The sequence below is a fragment of the Nitratireductor sp. GISD-1A_MAKvit genome (assembly GCF_040819555.1).
Lineage (GTDB): Bacteria > Pseudomonadota > Alphaproteobacteria > Rhizobiales > Rhizobiaceae > Nitratireductor.
Map to the genome: position 1 here is coordinate 226666 of NZ_CP161919.1, position 18062 is coordinate 244727.

Annotated in this window: 15 protein-coding genes and 1 pseudogene; all 16 read right to left on the reverse strand. The window is 58.3% G+C overall.

The window, feature by feature from the left end; translation table 11 throughout:
- Positions 1-7 precede the first annotated feature (7 nt).
- The 16 genes and pseudogenes from AB2N04_RS01025 to AB2N04_RS01100 all read right to left on the reverse strand — a co-directional run bounded on the left by AB2N04_RS01025 (position 8) and on the right by AB2N04_RS01100 (position 17894).
- Positions 8-673: a dTMP kinase gene (locus AB2N04_RS01025; RefSeq protein WP_367714298.1), complete on the reverse strand. Its 666-nt coding sequence runs from the start codon at positions 671-673 to the stop codon at positions 8-10.
- A gap of 25 nt (positions 674-698) precedes the next feature.
- The gene (locus AB2N04_RS01030; protein WP_367714299.1) at positions 699-1880 is read right to left on the reverse strand and encodes a radical SAM protein; all 1182 of its coding nucleotides are present in this window, start codon (positions 1878-1880) and stop codon (positions 699-701) included.
- Complete coding sequence (locus AB2N04_RS01035) at positions 1858-2541, reverse strand: inositol monophosphatase family protein (protein WP_367714300.1); 684 nt, start codon at positions 2539-2541, stop codon at positions 1858-1860. Before AB2N04_RS01035 ends, AB2N04_RS01030 begins: the two co-directional genes overlap by 23 nt.
- 58 nt (positions 2542-2599) lie before the next feature.
- Positions 2600-3607 carry a hypothetical protein gene (locus AB2N04_RS01040; protein WP_367714301.1) on the reverse strand — a complete coding sequence of 336 codons (1008 nt, stop codon included), beginning with the start codon at positions 3605-3607 and terminating at the stop codon, positions 2600-2602.
- Positions 3608-3627: 20 nt separating this feature from the next.
- On the reverse strand, positions 3628-4863 hold the full coding sequence (locus tag AB2N04_RS01045) for an MFS transporter (RefSeq protein ID WP_367714302.1): 1236 nt from the start codon (positions 4861-4863) through the stop codon (positions 3628-3630).
- Complete coding sequence (locus AB2N04_RS01050; protein WP_367714303.1) at positions 4853-5845, reverse strand: hypothetical protein; 993 nt, start codon at positions 5843-5845, stop codon at positions 4853-4855. Before AB2N04_RS01050 ends, AB2N04_RS01045 begins: the two co-directional genes overlap by 11 nt.
- Entirely contained in the window at positions 5842-6555 is a 714-nt protein-coding gene (locus tag AB2N04_RS01055; RefSeq protein WP_367714304.1) for a DUF6065 family protein, read from the reverse strand. Before AB2N04_RS01055 ends, AB2N04_RS01050 begins: the two co-directional genes overlap by 4 nt.
- A 1272-nt stretch (positions 6556-7827) precedes the next feature.
- Positions 7828-8643: a 5-deoxy-glucuronate isomerase gene (gene iolB, locus AB2N04_RS01060; protein WP_367714305.1), complete on the reverse strand. Its 816-nt coding sequence runs from the start codon at positions 8641-8643 to the stop codon at positions 7828-7830.
- 10 nt (positions 8644-8653) lie between these two features.
- Positions 8654-8854: a DUF3329 domain-containing protein gene (locus tag AB2N04_RS01065; protein ID WP_367714306.1), complete on the reverse strand. Its 201-nt coding sequence runs from the start codon at positions 8852-8854 to the stop codon at positions 8654-8656.
- Positions 8851-9759: a myo-inosose-2 dehydratase gene (gene iolE / locus AB2N04_RS01070; protein ID WP_367714307.1), complete on the reverse strand. Its 909-nt coding sequence runs from the start codon at positions 9757-9759 to the stop codon at positions 8851-8853. The genes AB2N04_RS01065 and iolE overlap by 4 nt, the downstream gene beginning before the upstream one ends.
- Complete coding sequence (gene iolD / locus AB2N04_RS01075; RefSeq protein WP_367714308.1) at positions 9760-11583, reverse strand: 3D-(3,5/4)-trihydroxycyclohexane-1,2-dione acylhydrolase (decyclizing); 1824 nt, start codon at positions 11581-11583, stop codon at positions 9760-9762.
- A complete protein-coding gene (gene iolC / locus AB2N04_RS01080; RefSeq protein ID WP_367714309.1) occupies positions 11580-13496 on the reverse strand; it encodes a 5-dehydro-2-deoxygluconokinase in 1917 nt (638 codons plus the stop codon). The genes iolD and iolC overlap by 4 nt, the downstream gene beginning before the upstream one ends.
- Before the next feature lie 137 nt (positions 13497-13633).
- Complete coding sequence (locus AB2N04_RS01085) at positions 13634-14452, reverse strand: MurR/RpiR family transcriptional regulator (protein ID WP_367714310.1); 819 nt, start codon at positions 14450-14452, stop codon at positions 13634-13636.
- A gap of 143 nt (positions 14453-14595) precedes the next feature.
- Positions 14596-15624: a histone deacetylase family protein gene (locus tag AB2N04_RS01090; protein ID WP_367714311.1), complete on the reverse strand. Its 1029-nt coding sequence runs from the start codon at positions 15622-15624 to the stop codon at positions 14596-14598.
- Between the two features lie 9 nt (positions 15625-15633).
- Complete coding sequence (locus tag AB2N04_RS01095) at positions 15634-16599, reverse strand: NAD(P)-dependent oxidoreductase (protein ID WP_367714312.1); 966 nt, start codon at positions 16597-16599, stop codon at positions 15634-15636.
- Positions 16592-17894: pseudogene (locus AB2N04_RS01100) on the reverse strand (ArgE/DapE family deacylase). Before AB2N04_RS01100 ends, AB2N04_RS01095 begins: the two are co-directional and overlap by 8 nt.
- Positions 17895-18062: the final 168 nt, after the last annotated feature.

The window sequence follows — 18062 nt, forward strand, 5'->3', positions numbered from 1 at the left end:
TTTTACGCTAAGTCGAGAACGAGTTTTCCATAGTCTCCAGGGTTGCCTTTTCCCACACTTCCGCAACGGTGTCGTCTAGAGCGTTGCAGGCGTCAACCTTGATGGTATTTGCGGATAGCCTCATTTCCCGCTCAAGGATGGCACTGACTTGCCCCTGATAGTCAATAAAGGACGTTCGGACGTCTTGCAGTACAAAGCCGTTAAAGGCTCCACTTTCAGATCGTTTCAGCATTTTCTTCCTCTGAAACGCAATTGCCGGGTCAATATCGAGCAGAACGTTGATGTCGGGCTGCCGGATCGGCCGGTAGGCGGCTCTTAGATAGTCGATATCGGCATTCTCTTTCAGCGCAAATCGAGCCAGATATTTGTAGTAATAGCCATCACATAGAATGATATCGGCGCGGCTGTTGCGGATTTCCTCTGAAATCGCATGATACCAACAGCAGATCAGATGATACCAGTGATTGTCTCCCAAGCTCTCGATCGGGTCGTCATCGGAGTAATCCCAAAGGACACCCTTAATGGCGGACAGATGATGCTGCTTATACGGTGTCAGCCCATAAAGGTTGCGTTTTTCAAGCAGCTTGATCGACTGGTTCTCTGCCAAGCCCTTCTGATGGAGCGCCGCTGCCAGGGTGGATTTTCCTGCCCCGTCGATACCCTCGATATTCACGAATACGGGTTGTTTGTGCATAGTCTTACACGACCTCTGTCGTACGCTTTTCGTATTTTGCGGCTTCATAGGCTTCTGTATCGATTGCATTGCGACCGGAGTTGGGAAGGAACGGTGTGGCCCCCGGCACCCGATGATACACTTTCGTCAGTTCCTCCAGTGCCGCGCGGATGAAATCCTGCGTGGGACGCACTAGATTCTCAAGCGTCGTACCGGGGTCCGGATGAAAAATGTTGACCGCCGGAATGACGCCCATGGCGCCATAATATTCAAAGCCTCGTGACAGACTGTCGATGCTTTCGAAGCCCGCTATCAGTCCCGCATGTACCTTACCCACGCCCAGCGCATCGATCGCCCGGAGGAAGGACCGCTCATAGCCGGCACGGCCAAAATCTTCGGCCTTTCCCTGGCAGATCAGGTGCATCAGCGCCTCATCATAGATTTCTGGATCGAACACGATTTTGTCGATAAGGCCCTTGGCTTCATCGATCAGACAGGTTGTAACCGGCGGCATGGTGATCAGGTGAATGGTCAGGCCCAGCCGGTCGCATGTTTCGCGTATCTCTTCGACAATGCGGATGTGATTGAGAAACCCATTGTCATGATTTTTCAGGTTGCCGCCGTTCAGCATCACCTTGTTGAAGGTGCCAGGATCCAGTTCTGCGATACGTTCGATTGCCTCACGCACATCCTGCGGCTTGATGAAGTGAGAAATGTCCTTCTTGAGCGTCTTCCTTGTATCCTTCAACGAACAGAAGTGGCACTCGGTGCCCGCTGCGAAATAATAACATACCCCTGGAGTGAAGAATCCCAGCGTGGACCGGCCATAGACGGTCGCATAATGCTGAACCGGCTGGCCGTTCGACATACTGGCGTTGTAAAAACGGGGTGTTTCCGTAAAACTGACCTCATATTCGCCGCCCTCTTCGGTCACGGCAAGATACCGGTTCCCCTCGCAGACCAGCCTGACCTGGCCTCGCGCGCTGTAATTGACCGCGATGGCAAACGGGCCGACGGAAAATTCCGGGGGCACTTTCTGTGATTTGAGATCGGCAGGCAGCCGGTCGCTGTTGCCATAGGCACGCCGCTTGCCGATGGCGTTGCTGTTGGAGGCATACTGCTTCAGGAAGGGCGCATCATAATACACCCCATCGGCCAAGCTTTGAATTTTCAGGTCGATAGCGTCATGGATTCCAGCTGTACTCATCTAAATATACCTCTTGAGAAGCGGCTATCAGGCGACGAGGGCGAAGCCAGTCTGGATCGGCTCCACTGAGAGGATCGACCGGGCAGTCGTAGTGATAGTGTCCACCCGCTGCGGTCAGAATGTACAATGCCGCCGCAATGTCACATTGCTTCTCATAGCCCGTTTGGTCGACGAATGCGTCCAGAGCGCCCTGTGCGACCAGGCACAATTCAATGGACGAACAGGAGATGGTCCGGATCTTTTCAGGGTAGTTGCCTCCGGAAAGAAACTGGCGCTTGAAGACGGATATAGCCCTGTCTGGCGGCGGAACGGGCGCGCGCACTTTGATTTCGTCCATCCCGAAAGGTGTAGACCGGTAGGCCCTGCCCTCAAGGGCCAGATAGAGCGTCGCCCACTCGGGAACGAAGACCATCGAACAACTGACCCGCCCCAGGTCGTATTGCGCAATGCAGACGGAATAATAGGGAAGCCCACGCTCTCGGTTATGACTGCCGTCGACAGGATCGATCAGGAACGCGGTTACGCCTTCCGCTGTTTGAAAGGGCGGGCTCGTCTCTTCACCGAAGCACATGGCATTCGGAAGAACGTTTTTTATGATCTCAAACAAGACCCTTTCAATATCGCTGTCGGACTGATCTTTCAGATCCTGCCAAGTCTGCACGACCTCTCGCGTGATTTGTAGAAAATACCGAGATCTTCTACCAGTGGCTGAAGGAATCTCAGTGTTTATCATCATGGTCTTCCAGCAGTAATTCCGTGTGCCAATCCAAGGGCGAATAGCGCCGTTCGGACAGCCGGATCAGGCGCCCCGCATAGACGCAGTAATCGAGACGGTTCACCGCTTCGAAGGATTTCGGGAACAGGCCGACTGTGACGATCTGCGCCCCGGGACCGAGGCGCTCTTCGATCATCTCCCGCGCCCTAAGAATGGACCCGCCCGTATAGGCGATATCAATGATGACGGTGGGCTTGGCCCGGTCCAGCTCACCAGTCTGTATCATGTCGACGTCTCGGCGCCTGAACAGCTCATAGGCATCGTTCTGTCGATGAACTTCAAAGAATGCAGCCGGAAACAACCCGGTTGAATTGATCATACTCAAATAGAAACGCAGACCCGAATTCAATATAAATACAAAATTGTGCCCAAGATCTCTGATCTTCTGCCAAACGGCATGATTTGCATAAACAGTCTTCAGGTTGAAAACGCTTACGTATTTTCGGAACTCTTCAATGTAGTAAGGTGCCAGCTCTCCGCAGATTTTGTGATATTCACTCAGGGTTTGCGAATAGAGGGAATCCATACTGCGGCTTTTTGCGATCCCCCGTGAACAAAAGGGATTGTGGACCTGAAGACGCTTTTCCAGGCCGAACAGCTTGAGGGCGCGTTCCTGCACTCTCTGCCCTTCCTTCTGCAGGGATTCCTGATCCTGCCCGTAGAGGGCGATTTCGGTTTTGAGGCCGGAACCGGTGATGATCCGGGAGCGCAGTTCAGCGCTTTCTGCTTCCAGCGCCTCCCGGATCAGGTCGTGATAGAGCCGGATATCCTCGGACGATAGCAGCGAAATCAGCTGAGAAGGATTGGACAGGTCACTCAGCATGAATTCCGGCTTGCGCAAAGTGAACTTCACGGCCTGTATGGAGTAGCCGGATTGAACCGCCTCCAGGCAATCCGACGCCCTTTCCAGGATAACCCCGCCCAGTGTGCGCGCATTGTGCGCGGTGCTCATTAGTGTGATTTCTTGGAAAGTCATCGCGTGCCGCTTCCTCCAGGCGAGCGCAAAATGCGGGTTTGACAGGAAACGTAGTACAATGCGCCAAGTATGCAGGCGGTCGCCATGCAGGCAGTTTGTATACCGGTATTGGCCGCAAGCGAGCCGACGACTGGCAGCATGACCAGCGAGGGTATCTTATACGCGGCCCCGGTGACGCCCGCGATGGTACCGATATTTTCGGGGCGGCTACGCTGCAGACGGATATCCCAGGCTAGGACGACCGTTATGCTGCCAAGGACACCGATGCACGCTATCGCAGCCAGCGAAAAGACGCTGGAGATCAGCAACGCCTGTACCATCATGAGAACGATACTCGCAGACATGGTAAAGCTGAGGGCCTTTGTGGCTATATATTTCTGCTTCACTTTACCCGCGATGAGTGACCCCAGCAGCGCCCCAGCGCCCATGGCAATCAGAGGAGTTCCAGGCAAAAGGTTATCGGAAGCGAAAGCTCCTAGACTGTATTCGTTGAAGGCGGCGAGACCCGCATAGCCGCTGACGAACACAATGACATTCACCAGAGCGACGACGATGACGGAATGGGCCAGTTCCCGATCATTGGTAATGAAGGAGAATGCCGCGAGCAGCGTTTCAGGAATGCTTTGCCGTTTGGCCCGAGATTCCTTCTTTTTGACAGCTTCGCCGGTTCCGCGCGATAGCGCTATTCCGAACAAAAGGACTCCACACAGAAGAATGGAGGTTCCGCCCGACCAAGAGGAAATCGTCCCCGACCCATCGTTCTCAAGTAACCCGGCGGCGAGTGGAGCTACGATTGGAACAGCCTGCATTATCCAGACGACTGAAGCATGATATGCAGTATATTCTGCACTGGGAACAAGATACTTGGAGCTGGCGATTCTAACGTTTGCGGATAGATAGGCCAGCACAGACAAAACGACCAAAACCAACAGTCGCCATTCGGTCGGATAATAGTCGGCTTGCAGGATTGCCAGCGGCGCCCACAGAGCGACGGCAATAAGCGGCGCTATATACCACCTGATTGAAATTCTGTCCGTAAATACACCCACGATCGGGCCCAGCATAACCGGGCCAACCAGCGCAAGCGCGGGGATAAGCATCACCAAAAATGGCCCGTTGTCCTGCGCAAGAGAATCCAGCGCCAAGTAAATTTTAACCGTATCTATGGCAATGTATTCAATCGCCATGGATACGATGATAAGGGCGGTAGTGATCGAAAACTTATTTCCCATGATCTGCCATGAGAGATTCTAGCGCTTCATAAACCTCGTCGAACGTGAAGCCCGCAACGCCCTGCGTGGCGTCGACGTTTTGCAGCTGCGCCATATATTCTTCGTATTTCTCCTCGTTGATGAAATGCCGGTGGTATTCGATATACATTTTCAGGAACGGGAGTAGATCATGCTTCCCCGTGCCGTCGACAATCCGGGTGGTGTCCACCAAGGAAAGCATGTGAGGAACGATAAGGAGAAGATTCGGCTTAAGGTATCCGAGTTTTAAAGAATAGAATAAGCGCACCAGCGTCGTTGTGGCATTATGCTCGGGCACCTGTATGCGTAAGTCGCCGTGAGGACGCGTACAGGCATCCATGTCTATGGGATCACCGCCATAGGCATGTACTGCGTCAACGCCGTAAAGAAGGTATGGCTCGCCTGCCTTGGGGACATTGAGGGGCTGATGCTCACCGGCAAGTCGAAGAATGTAACTTTGGGTTCTGGGATCGAACTGCGACAGTGAAAAGGGTATGACAATGCTTCCGACAAGTGTCTTGTCAGGCACTTCCATGATATCCTCATCAACCTCAATTAGCGCGCCTGTTTCGGCGTCGATGACGCGGCGGTAATGGCCCCGCCTCTCAAGGTCCCTCACAAGGCTTTCGGTGTTCTCTTGTTCCAGAAGAATATCGATGTCGCACTTGTATCCATTGAGCCCTGTACGTTGATCAAGCAGCCCCCAGGCCAAAGACTGCCCAACTGCTGCCGGATACCGTCCCTCTATGGCGCTGCTGATTTCCTGTAGCGCGAAAAGCTGTTGGTCTCGCAGCCATCTATGTAATCGCAACAATCCAAGACGCTCATGAACTGATCCCTCCAAAACATAGTCGATCCCGTTCAGGATGAACCCGTCGATTTCCGAGGGTGTAAAGGTTTGTACGGCGTCAACCCGACCGGAATAGGCCCTGAAGCAGCGCGTATGAGAAGCGGAAGCGCTCAATAGGTTTTTGATATACGACGTTGTTTACGGGCATAACTTCCCATTTCACCCTTGTTTCTGTCTCGAAAGCAGGTTTCCCAGGTTGACCAAAATTCATGGTCCAACACATCGAGCTCAACTGTGCTGCCCGTTACTTCGCTCTTTGCAAGAACGCTGGTGGGGAGCGGGACAATCTGTAAGAGGGGGCGGTGTGTAGGAAATGAAATTGGTACGTCTTGTTTGGTCAGGCGGATATTCGTCGCCAGGGGGGATAGGAACCAACTGCTATCGAGTATGGCCTCGAAATACTGGTAATGTCCGGACAGTGGCATGTTTATTGGCCCGCGAACATGATGACAGATGCCTTCCTGCCCATGGATCGCATAGCCCGTCCAAATCTGAACAATGTTACCTTCCGAGAAGAGATCAAGAAAAGACGGGTAGCAATCATGAACTTCTTCGGGTGCTATCTTAACGTAACTTGTGACGGCCTCTGCAAGATAGTAGCGATCAAGGATCGTCCAATCGTCTTCACCAATTCGAAAAACAACTTCACTGCCGGTCCACATTAGATCAAAGGAAACAGGAGGGAAGACATACCAGCCTTGCCGCGCGGCTGCAGTCAGTCCCTCACAGTATTGAAGTGCCCTTGCAGGAATGGTTCCTAACGCCGAACCATCCGCTTTTACAATATCCGGAGCATCGGGAAAAAGTCGACAAAAGCGAAACATTTAAGATCCAAAAAACGGTCTAGTGTTAAAGTGGAAATAGCACTAGACCGGGTCATTATTATTTCGGCGCTTGACCGCCGTTGGCGCGAACAGGGCGTCCTTTGACAACCGCAGGGCGGCCACAAGTTACAGGCTTAAATTTCATATCAATGTTCCCTTTTTTTGAGTTCAAACATACCCGCTGCAATTCACGTGCAACAAGCACAGGTAGAATTGGACAACTCATTTCGCATGTCAACGGTTGATATTATGGCCGAGATACACGTATAGTGTGTGATCGTCGCAATGCCATCAATGCTCCCGCACGTCAGCCGTCAGGCCGTCCAGGGCTGCTTTTACCTGTATTTTCGTCAATCAGTTCCACGGCTTGATGTCTTGATGGGAACTCAAATCTGAGGCCTCAATCACCGCTTGTTCCGCCTATAGCGTAGGATTTCGCCCCGTTCCGCAAACGCCGCCTTTTTCCACGCTGGCTGTCCACGCCACGTCGGTCTGTCCTTTCGAAAACAATGAACCTGGTGCGGGACCCCGGATGCCCTGAGAGCCGTAACCAGAGGCTGAAACAAGTTGCATGAAGGGTAACCGGTATCGTCGTTTTTTACGGGGGGGATCGCAGCGCGGCTTCAGGGGAGGAGGCGGTTCCGGGAGGCGCGAAATCTTACGTCAGTGGGAATGTGCCCACAAATTCGTGAGCGACCGGCAACATTTTCATGCTCGGCCCTCATTGTTCGACAGAAACTGTCCGAGCTTGCACGGATAGAGGTTCATCATGCCCGCCTTGAACACGGCTAGAGGAAACTACTGTGCAGTAAATTCGGTCCCGTTAACTCCGATGGCGTGTGTCATTTCGCGATGAAGGGCGTGTTCCCGCGTCTCACCAATCACGATCGACCCGCCCAACGGCCGGGCTCCCTTGACGCGGACGCGATCGTCCTTGACTTCACAGACCAGCAACTCTTCGCCGCGCCAGGCAAGGCAGAGCACTATAGACCGGACGATCTGCCGGGGCCGCCAGGTGGTCATGACTTCAAGTTCCGGCTGGCATCGTTGTGCAACTGTCTGTTGGATTGCGCGATCACCACCCGTCACTCTGCCCGAGACCCGGCCCTTTAGCGTAGGATTTAGCACTTTCCCGGAGCCGATCCCAGGTTCACGAAGGGGGGCATGATCCTGCCCCGCCTGCCGATTTCGCGTCGCCCGGATCATGCCAGATGCGACTCAGTGAGTTCCCGGGCACTATGGCATCAACATGCGCCTCAGGCACCAGCGCGTTCAGCCGGCCTTCGCATCCCGCTCGAAGATCCAGTCGTGATCCGGGTGGTTCGCGAAGCGCCATTTGCGCAAGGGGCCGGCCATCACGTTGAGGTAATACATCTCGTAGCCATAGGGTGCGCCGCAGGGGTGATGCCCTTTCGGAACCAGCACCACATCGTGGTCGCTCACGGCCATGGTCTCGTCGAGTTCACCATCCTCGGTGAACACCCGCTGGAAACCGAAGCCCTGTGCCGGGTTCAGCCGGTGATAATAGGTCTCCTCCAGATAGGTCATGTTCGGGAAATCGTCCTCGTCATGCCGGTGCGGGGGATAGGACGACCAGTTGCCCTGCGGGGTGTAGACCTCGGTGACGAGCAGGCTGTCGGCAACATCGCGGCCTTCCATGGCGATGTTGTGAATGTAGCGCGTGTTGGCGCCCTTGCCGCGCTCTTCAAGGCTGATGCCTGCGGGGCCGATCACCTGCGCTTCATGCCCACTCTTACCCGGCGCGCTGCAGACGGCGAGCGTGCAGTCCGTGGTGGCCCTGGCCTGCCATTCGGTGGCGTTCGGGATGTAGACCGCATGAGGCGGCAGGCGCTCGAACACGTTCATGCGCTCGCCAAGTTCGCCAAAGGCCTTGCCTGCGCCCGAAATCTCCGCCTTGCCCTCGACCAGCACGAGAATGACCTCGCGGTCTCCTGTCGCCTCGGAGGCCGTTTCGCCGGCTTTCAGACGGTAAAGGCCGAAGCCGACATAACCCCAGCCTGCCGATGCCGGCGTGATGTCATGCACCTTGCCGGCGGTGCCTGCGGGTTTGACCAGAAGTTGGGACATGGTTCCTGCCTTATTCGTTTTCGGTGTCGCCGGGCGTGAAGGTGTAGAGCAGCGACCAGGCTGCATAAACACCTGCGGCGGTGAAGAGAATTCCCCAGAATGGCGCCCCGGAGAAAAATTCGAACAGCCCCCAGCCAAGACAGACGGCCACCACGGCCACCCGTCGCCAGAGCGGCCGGAAAAAGGGATGGCGTGGATCGAGAAAATTCATTCTTCGGGCTTCCGGGTGAGACCGGCAGCATGCGCTGCCTCCCTGAGCGCTTTCAAGCCCATGGACTGATATTTGACCGGCTCGGCCTTGAGCGGGTCCTGCTCGGCCTCGATCACGAGCCATCCATCATAGCCCTTCTTTGCGAGCACGCTCAGCACGGGCTCGAACGCGATGCCACCTTCGGGGTCTCCCGGCACGGTGAAGACGCCACGCCGCACACCTTCGAGAAAGGAGAGCTTTTCCTGCTCCACTTCGCTGCGAATGGCAGGCCGCACATTCTTGGCATGGAAATGGGCGACCCGCGCGCCATGGGTTTCGGCCAGTTCCACCGGGTCGGACCCGCCAAACCAGGCATGGCCGGTGTCCAGCAGGAGACGCGTTGCCGGACCGGTGCCATCCATCAGGCGACCGATCTCGTCGCGGTTTTCAACCACGGTGCCCATATGATGATGATAGACCAGTGTGATGCCCTGCCCCGCGCAATGTTCGGCAATCGCCTCGACGCCAGCGCAGAAATCCGGCCAGCGCTCTTCCGCAAGTCGGGGACGGTCTGCCAGCGCCACGACGTCGTCGCCGTGAACAGCGTTCGACGTCTCGCAGACGATGCACACCTTGCAGCCATTCGCCTTCAGCATGTCGAGATGCGGCTGGATCGCCTCTTTTTCCGTTTCGATGTCATTGGCGAGAAGGTTGAGCGAGTGCCAGCCGGAAACGAAGACGAGGCCATGCCCGGCCAGAAGGGTTTTCAGCGTCTCGCCATCGGAGGGCATCCTGTGCCCCTTCTCGATCCCGTCAAAGCCGATGGCCGCTGTTTCCGCCAGGCACCGCTCAAGCGGAATATGCGCGCCGATAGTCTGATCATCATCATTCGACCAGGCAATGGGATTGGTGCCGAAACGGATCATTCAGTGTCTCTCCTTCAGCGCTTTTTCGTAGGCCTTGCGGGCGGTCTTAACCTGTTGCCGGTCGGAAACCTCGGGCACGGCGACATCCCACCAGTAGCCACCAGCCTCCGTCGAAGGATAGGGGTCCGTGTCGATCACCACGACAAACGGTCCTTTTGCGGCCCGCGCTTCGGCAAGGGCTGCTTCAAGCTCTGCGATGGAGCCGGCCTTGCGCGTGTCCGCTCCCATCGAAGCGGCATGGGCGACGAAGTCGATCCGCGACGGGTTCACATGGTGGGTGTGATCCAGCAGATTGTTGAACTCGGCCCCGCCAGTGCCCATCTGCAGCCGGTTGATGCAGCCGAACCCGCGATTGTCGGTGATCACCACGGTGATCTTGATGCCCATGGAAACGGCGGTGGCCAGCTCCGAATTCATCATCATGTAGGAGCCGTCGCCCAGCATCACGATCACGTCTCGCTCGGGCTCCGCCATCTTGATGCCCAGCCCGCCGGCGATCTCGTAGCCCATGCACGAATAGCCATATTCCATGTGATAGGAGCCGGGCCGCCCGGCCTTCCACAGCTTGTGCAACTCTCCGGGCATGGTGCCGGCCGCACACATGACCACCGTGTTTTCACGCGCCGCGCGCTGCACCGCGCCGATGACCTGCATGTCGGTGGGAAGTGCGTTTTCGTCCACCGAAGGTGCTTCCGTCACCGCATCGGCGGCCCTGAACCAGTCTTCCCTCAGTGCGGGCGACGGCGCTTCCGCCTTCCAGCCGCCCAGCCTGTCAGACAGAAGCCTCAGACCCACATCGGCATCGGCGATCAGCGCCTGCGCATCGTGCTTGTTGCCATCATATGGCTGAACGTTAAGAGACAGGATTCCGGGCCGTTTTTTGAACAGCGCCCAGGAGCCGGTGGTGAAATCCTGAAACCGCGTGCCGACCCCGAAAACCAGATCCGCCTCCTCGCAGATCGCATTGGCGCTCGCCGAACCCGTGACCCCGACCGGGCCGAAATTGAGCGGATGGTCCCACGGGAGCGCGGACTTGCCAGCCTGCGTTTCCACCACCGGTATGGCGTGTTTTTCCGCAAACGCTTTCAGCGTGTCACATGCACCCGAATAGTGAACGCCACCGCCAGCAACAATCACCGGGCGGCTTGCCGCACGAATGGCTTCGATGGCATCGGCCAGTTCATTCTCGTCTGGCCGGGGTCTGCGCCGTCGCCAGATGCGTTCGTCGAAAAAGCTCTCCGGCCAATCATAAGCTTCCGCCTGCACATCCTGGCAGAAGGCGAGTGTCACCGGTCCGCAATCGGCCGGATCGGTCATCACGCGAAAGGCACGCGGCAGCGCGGTCAAAAGCTGTTCAGGCCGGGTGATGCGATCGAAATAGCGCGAGACCGGGCGGAAACAGTCATTGGCGCTCACCGTGCCATCGCCAAAATCCTCGATCTGCTGCAAGACGGGGTCGGGTCCGCGATTGGCAAAGACATCGCCCGGCATCAGAAGCACGGGCAGGCGGTTCACGTGGGCGAGTGCAGCCGCCGTCACCATGTTCGTCGCACCGGGGCCGATGGAGGATGTAACGGCCATGGCGCGACGCCGGCCAAGCTGTTTTGCATAGGCGATGGCCGCGTGCGCCATGGATTGCTCATTGTGCCCGCGATAAGTGGTCAGCGTTTCGCGCGCCGCATAAAGCGCTTCGCCAAGGCCCGCCACATTGCCGTGACCGAAAATGGCCCACATGCCGGCAATAAAGGGCTCGCCCTCCTCGTTCTTCTGCGCTGCAATGTAGCGGATGGCCGCCTGCGCTGCCGTCAGCCGGATTGTCTTCATGCTGCCGCTCCCCTGCTCGCGCGTGCACGATCCCAGACCGTGCACAGATTTGCGTAATTCTGCGTCATTTCCGCAATGGCCGTTTGGTCGTCGATGGCACCGGAAAGCCAGCGCCGTGCCGCATGGGCAAAGATGGTGCGACCGACGGCAAAACCCTTCACCAGATCGAAGGAGGCAGCAACCGCGAAACTGTCTTCCAGTTCCTTTTCCGGTGCATCGAGCCCGAGAACCACGATGCCGCGCGAGTGCGGATCATGGCGTTTTATCGTATCGCATGCCTTCTGCCAGGCCGAATGTGACGTCATCGGTTCCAGCTTCCACCAGTCGGGAAAAACACCAATTCGATAAAAACGATCGATCACGGTGGCGACCGTGTTGTCGTCGCAGGGGCCGACCTTGGAAGGAATGATCTCCAGCAGCATTTCCAGCCGGTTGCGGCGGCTGGCAGCGAACAGGCGTTTGACGGTTGATTCCTGTTCTTCCTTCACTGTCGGGTCATCATCGGGGTGGTAGAAACACAAGAGCTTGACGACGTTTTCCAGCGGCCATTCATTCAGCCCCCCGCAATCGGGACCTATGGCGGGCTCCAGCGCGAGCGGGCGCGAACCCGGCCACTCGACCGGCCGTCCGATCCAGAGCCCGGATCCCGAAGCCGTGTGAAGCGCTTCGCGGCCAAGTCGCTCATCGCAGAGTATCCCATATCCATGGCGACCGTCTGCAACCGTCATGGCCGCTTGCAGGCACAGCTTCTTGAATTCACCAATGCGTTCGTGGGAAACGCCTGCCTCATCGGCCATGGCCTCAAACTGCATGCGGTGGTCGAAGGCGAAAACACGCATCTGCGGCCAGTCGCCATGCCGTGTCGTCGCCCAGTGCACCTGTTCAAGCGCGGCATCCTTGCGCAGCGCCTTCTCGCGAACGCCGGTGCGGAAGAAATATTCCAGTTCCTCAAGCGAGGGATAGGCCGGCGCGCAGCCATGGCGGGAGACTGCAAAGGCGCCGCATGCATTGGCGTATTTCAGGGCGGTCGGCCAGTTCTCTCCCGAGAGCCAGCCTTTCAGAAGGCCGGACATGAAGCCGTCGCCCGCGCCAAGCACGTTGAACACCTCGATCGGAAACCCCTCCCCCGCCTCGCCCTCATCGAGCGTGTCGGGTATGGAGCCGGAAAATGCGGAGGCACCCATCGGTCCCCGCTTGCACACGAGCACGGCATTCGTCAGCGCACGCACATTTCTCAGCGCTTCAATCGTGTCGGTGGACCCGCCGGCGATGTGAAACTCCTCTTCCGTGCCGACGATCAGATCGAACAGCGGCAGGGTGGATTGCAGCTTGGCGGTCACGCGTTCGGATTCGATGAAGCGGCTTTCGCCGGCACCATGCCCCGCAAGCCCCCAGAGATTGGGGCGATAGTCGATGTCGAGCGCGGTCAGCGCGCCATGCTCGCGGGCAAGCCGCAACGCTTTCAGAACGGCAGCCTCGGTGCGTGGATGAGAAAGATGCGTGCCGGTCGCGCACACACAGCGAGCCTCGGCAATGAAATCCGGGTCGATGTCTTCCTCACCCAGCGCCATGTCGGCGCAGTTCTCGCGATAGAAGATCAGCGGAAACTGTTCCTGATCGCGAATGCCGAGCAGCACCAGCGCCGTCAGGCGTTCAGGGTCGGTCACGACACCGCGCGTATCCACGCCTTCACGCTCAAGCTCCTCGCGGATGAAGCGCCCCATATGCTCGTCACCCACACGTGTGATCAAAGCCGATTTGAGACCAAGCCGCGCCGTGCCCGCTGCAATATTGGTTGGGGAGCCGCCGATATATTTGTTGAAGGATCCCATGTCTTCCAGGCGTCCGCCAACCTGCGCGCCGTAAAGATCGACCGATGACCGGCCGATTGTGATGAGGTCGAGGGACTTCATCCTTGTCTCCTCCAAGCGTTCCTGACGCGCGTTCTCCCGTTGGACAACAGGGTCGACGGGGAGCCGGGTTCAGTGTTCCGTCACTGACGATAATGGAAGATATGTTCTATTTTTTGGATGAAAGCAATGTTGAAATTCTATTTCTGTTCCACATTCGCCCCCACGGCCACGACAAGAGCCACGGCGAGCGAGAGTGTTGCGGAGAGTGAGCGGAAGTCTCCGAAATCGGCTTCCGAAACCGTCAGCATGAGCGGGGTGACCGGGCGTAGCGGACTTGCGATGGCATCGGTGATCGCCACCACTTCGGCTCCGGCCGCGCGCGCGGCCTCGGCCAGTTCGATCGTTTCAGGCGTGTAGGGCGCGAAGGTGATCGCGATCACGGCGTCGCCCTTGCGAATGGCATGACGATTGTCGAGCCTGCCGACATGATCGTGCAGCATCGCTGGCACATTCATTTTTTCAAAGGCATAGGCGAAATAGGTAGCGACGGAAAAGGCCCGGCGCAGGCCGACAATATGCACCATGTTCGCCTGGGAAAGCGCCTTGATGGCGGCCTCCAGCGTCTCCGGATCGATAGTCTTGGCCAGACTTTCGAGCGAAAGGCGCCCTGCCTCGATGAACTCCGCCAGAAGGGCGGAGGGACTGCCCGCGCCGCTTTCGCGCAGTTTTTCCAGTCGCGTAGGATAGTCGGGCCAGTTCTGGGCGTAGGAATCGCGAAACAGGCGCTGCATCTGCGAAAAGCCCGAAAAGCCGAGCACCTGGCAAAATCGCATGAAGGCGGAAGGCTTCACGCCTGCGCCCTCGGCCATCTCTGCCACGGTCGAAACCGCAATGCGGTCAGGGTTCGCAGCCACATAGTCTGCGCATTGCTTCAGGCGCTTGGGCAGGCCATCGGAAACCTCCAGCATGCGGTCGAGCAGATCCTCGATGGTCTGCGGTGCGGAATGCTCTGCCATGCCCGTGCGGTTCCTCTCGCTGGAAAGGAGCAGACACTACGCAACTGGAATAAAAATTCCAATAGCGGTGGATAATTTCCACGCGCCATCCCGGAGCGAACCCTGCTTGCGGGATGGCGCAACACCGAAACGGCCAAGCCGCCTCAGCCCGCCAGTGCTTTCCGGCTGGCGGTGAGGAAGATTTCCGCATTTCTGGAGAGCGAAGGTCCGAGATAGCCGCCTTCCTGGATTAATGCCGTCGGCAACCCCAGCGCCGCGATCTCGCGCGCCATGGTGGCAAAGCCGTCGCCGGTGAGCTTGACCTCCGAGAGCGGATCGTCCGCCGCCATGTCGAGCCCCAGCGAAATCACCAGCGCCTCCGCGCCGAAGGTGGTGATGGCCGCAAGCCCCTCGCGGAAGCGGCCAAGGATCGTTTCCGTGTCCGAACCGGGTTTCAGGCAGAGATTGAGCGTCGCCCCCTCGCCTTCGCCCTCGCCGCGCTCGTCCTCATAGCCGAGATAATAGGTCGGGTAGAGGTCGGGGTCCGTGTGCAGCGAGCAGACGAAAACGTCGCCGCGATCATAGAAGATGTCGAGCGTGCCATTGCCCGTATGCGTGTCGATGTCGAGCACCGCCACCTTACCGAAGCGTTCGCGCAGGCTTTGCGCTGCAATGGCCGCATTGTTGAAGAGGCAAAAGCCGTTCGACGCATTGGAAAGCGCGTGGTGACCCGGCGGGCGGCACAGGCCATAGACCATGCGTTCGCCTTCCTTCACGCGTTCGGCGGTTTCAAGGGCAGTCTGCGCCGACCAGTAGACGGCCTCCCACGTGCCTTCCGTGAGCGGAACCGATGTGTCGGTCGCCCACCAGCCGAGCTGGCCGAAAACGGATGAGGAAGGCCGCCCACGGCGCGGGCCGGGGTGGCAGTTGGGGATCGGCTCCTGATCCGGCGCCTCCGCACGCCAGCGCTCATAAGCATCTTTCCAGAAATCCACATAGTCCGGGTCATGCACCGCCTTGACCGGCCCCTCGCCAAAATCGCGCGGTTTCTCTATGGGGAAGTCGTTTTTGACCAGCATGTCGCGGATCAGGATCGCGCGTTCTGCCTGTTCGGGATGGGGCATATAGGCCCCGCGCCGGAAATAGCGCTCCGGCGTGTGCCGCAATTGGCGTTCGTCGAAAATGGCTTTCATTGTCGTCCTTCAATATCCGTTGGATCTGTCGACCACCGTTTCCGGTATTTTTCCTGCCACCACAGCCTGTGCGGCGCGGACAAGCTGTTCCGCCATGGTGTGCGGCGAGCAGTCGCCCGCCTGATGCGGCGTGACGAGGATGCGTTCATCCGCCCAGAAGGGATGATCCTTCGGCAATGGTTCGACCTCGAAAACGTCGAGCGAGGCAGAGGCGATGCGGCCGCTGTCGAGCGCACGCACAAGATCGGCCTCGATCAGATGTTCGCCTCGCCCAAGCTGGATGAGAGCGGCCCCTTCCGGCATCCGGTTGAAGAAATCGAGATCGAGCAGGCCGCGCGTCTCTTGCGTCAGCGGCAGCACGTTGATCAGGATTGCAGCCTGTTCCGCAACACGCCGGGCGGCTCCTTTGCCGCTCTCGAAGCGCACGCCGGGCAGCCCTTCCGTTGGCGAGGTCCGCACGGCAGCAACCACAGGAAAGCCCATGGCCGTCACCGCGCGGGCAATGGCCCGCCCCATCAGCCCGAAACCGAGAATGCCCACCGGTGTCTCGCGGGGTGGCTTCATGATCGATGGGATGAGCCGCGCCCATTCGTGCCTGGCCTCATGCACGATGTGGTGGCGCATGTTGCGATGATGCCAGATCACATGCCATGCCGCGAAGCCTGCCATCACATCGCCCTGATCCGGGTCGCGCACGCGCGCCACAACCGCGTCCTCGGGCAGGCTCGGGCAATTGATGATGCTGTCGACGCCCGCCGCAATGGAATGCGCAAGCCGCAAATTCGGATAGGGCAGGAATGCATCGTCGGCAGGGCGCCAGCACAGCGCAAAGCGGATCGCCTCCGGATCATCGATCTCATGCGGGTGCCGCAGCCGGATCCTGCCCGCATGCGGGGCCAGCGCATGTCCATAAAGCGCATGCAGGTCGAAGGCGTTGCTCAGATAGACGCCCTCGATCACCTGTCCGTCAGCCATGTGCAGCCTCCGTCTCGATGGGTTCCACCCCGCACCAGTCGGCGATGAATAGCGCGATCGCGCCGGTTACCCGCTTTATGGAGGAAAGGCTCACGCGCTCATCGAACCCGTGAATGTTCTCCGTGATCGGACCATAGACGAGGCACGGCATGCCCGCATAGATCACGAAGACGCGCGCATCGAGATAGCCGGGTGTGACGAAGCTTTTCAGTTCGCTCGCGGTTGCCGCGCGGTGCGCTTCGGCCAGCGCCTTTTCGGCATCCGTCCCTTCCTCCAGCACATAGCCGCGCGCGAAAAACCCGTTCCAGATCACCTCCGGTGGGCGGTTTCCGAGAAAGGCATCGTCGGCCAGCTCGCGCGCCAGATGCGCCTCGATCTGCGCTGCGCGATCCTTCGGGTCGTCACCGGGATAGATGGCGATGCGGCAGGAGAGCTTGCACCAGGGCCGCCACGGTGGAGGCCCAGTCGCCACCTTCGATCTTGCCGACATTGAAATTGATCGGGTGATCGAGCTCCTCAAAATAAGGATAGTTCGCCTTCTCGCCGTTCCAATCCGCAGTCAGGCGTTTCAAGCTTTCGATCACGCGGAAGCTCGCCTCGATGGCGTTGGCCCCTGTGCCCGCCTCGCGCACATGCACGGGGTGGCCCGACACATTCACCTCGAACCACAAAACCCCCGTATTGGCGCGCACCAGCATTTCGTCTTCCGGTTCGGGAATGATCGCGGCATCCGCCGTATAGCCCTCCACCAGGCAGGCGAGCGCGCCATTGCCTGTGCACTCCTCCTCAACGACGCTTTGTACATGCACTTTCGCCGCCGGTTGAAGGCCGATGCGGCGCAGCGCGTCGAGCGCGAAAATGTTGGCCGCGATGCCGGCCTTCATGTCGCCGCCGCCGCGCCCATAGAGCCAGTCGCCCTCGCGCTTGGGCTCATAGGGTGGCGAGACCTCCCACATGTCGTGCGGGCCTTCCGGCACCACATCCATGTGACCGTTCAGGATCAGCGACCGGCCTTTCTCGATGCGCGGTGCGTGGGTGGCGATCACGTTCACTGCGTCGGAGTAATCGACGGCCACGGGCGAAAAGCCCGGGTGATCCCTGATTTTGTCTTCATCGATATGGAAGGTTTTCACCGCATAGCCACGCGCTTCGAGCGCCTTGTGCACGAATTCCTGGGCGGGTTTTTCCTTTCCACGCAGCGAGGGAAAGCGGATCAGCTCTTCGGTAAAACCGATCTGTTCTTCAAAGCCCTCCTCGACGGCTGCGAGGATTTTTTGTGCCAGTTGTTCGTCCAAATTGGTGGTTCCTGCGGATTAGTGTTGAGAGTGGTGAGTGATGGCGCCCGTCATCCCGCCCTCGCCCTTCGACAAGCTCAGGATGAGAGCTGGTCTTGGCGATTGCTGGCTGAGCGGTGGAGCTGAGAAACGGCTAAGGGCTGGTGTCGGAAGCGCGGGCGTTTTGCA

What these genes read in the sequence shown, in the direction of transcription:
- AB2N04_RS01095 (WP_367714312.1), bottom strand. Translation starts at nt 16,599, where the DNA reads ATGGCTGACGGACAGGTGATCGAGGGCGTCTATCTGAGCAACGCCTTC.
- iolE (WP_367714307.1), bottom strand. Translation starts at nt 9,759, where the DNA reads ATGATCCGTTTCGGCACCAATCCCATTGCCTGGTCGAATGATGATGAT.
- AB2N04_RS01065 (WP_367714306.1), bottom strand. Translation starts at nt 8,854, where the DNA reads ATGAATTTTCTCGATCCACGCCATCCCTTTTTCCGGCCGCTCTGGCGA.
- iolD (WP_367714308.1), bottom strand. Translation starts at nt 11,583, where the DNA reads ATGAAGACAATCCGGCTGACGGCAGCGCAGGCGGCCATCCGCTACATT.
- AB2N04_RS01045 (WP_367714302.1), bottom strand. Translation starts at nt 4,863, where the DNA reads ATGGGAAATAAGTTTTCGATCACTACCGCCCTTATCATCGTATCCATG.
- AB2N04_RS01055 (WP_367714304.1), bottom strand. Translation starts at nt 6,555, where the DNA reads ATGTTTCGCTTTTGTCGACTTTTTCCCGATGCTCCGGATATTGTAAAA.
- AB2N04_RS01040 (WP_367714301.1), bottom strand. Translation starts at nt 3,607, where the DNA reads ATGAGCACCGCGCACAATGCGCGCACACTGGGCGGGGTTATCCTGGAA.
- iolC (WP_367714309.1), bottom strand. Translation starts at nt 13,496, where the DNA reads ATGAAGTCCCTCGACCTCATCACAATCGGCCGGTCATCGGTCGATCTT.
- AB2N04_RS01090 (WP_367714311.1), bottom strand. Translation starts at nt 15,624, where the DNA reads ATGAAAGCCATTTTCGACGAACGCCAATTGCGGCACACGCCGGAGCGC.
- AB2N04_RS01030 (WP_367714299.1), bottom strand. Translation starts at nt 1,880, where the DNA reads ATGAGTACAGCTGGAATCCATGACGCTATCGACCTGAAAATTCAAAGC.
- iolB (WP_367714305.1), bottom strand. Translation starts at nt 8,643, where the DNA reads ATGTCCCAACTTCTGGTCAAACCCGCAGGCACCGCCGGCAAGGTGCAT.
- AB2N04_RS01085 (WP_367714310.1), bottom strand. Translation starts at nt 14,452, where the DNA reads ATGGCAGAGCATTCCGCACCGCAGACCATCGAGGATCTGCTCGACCGC.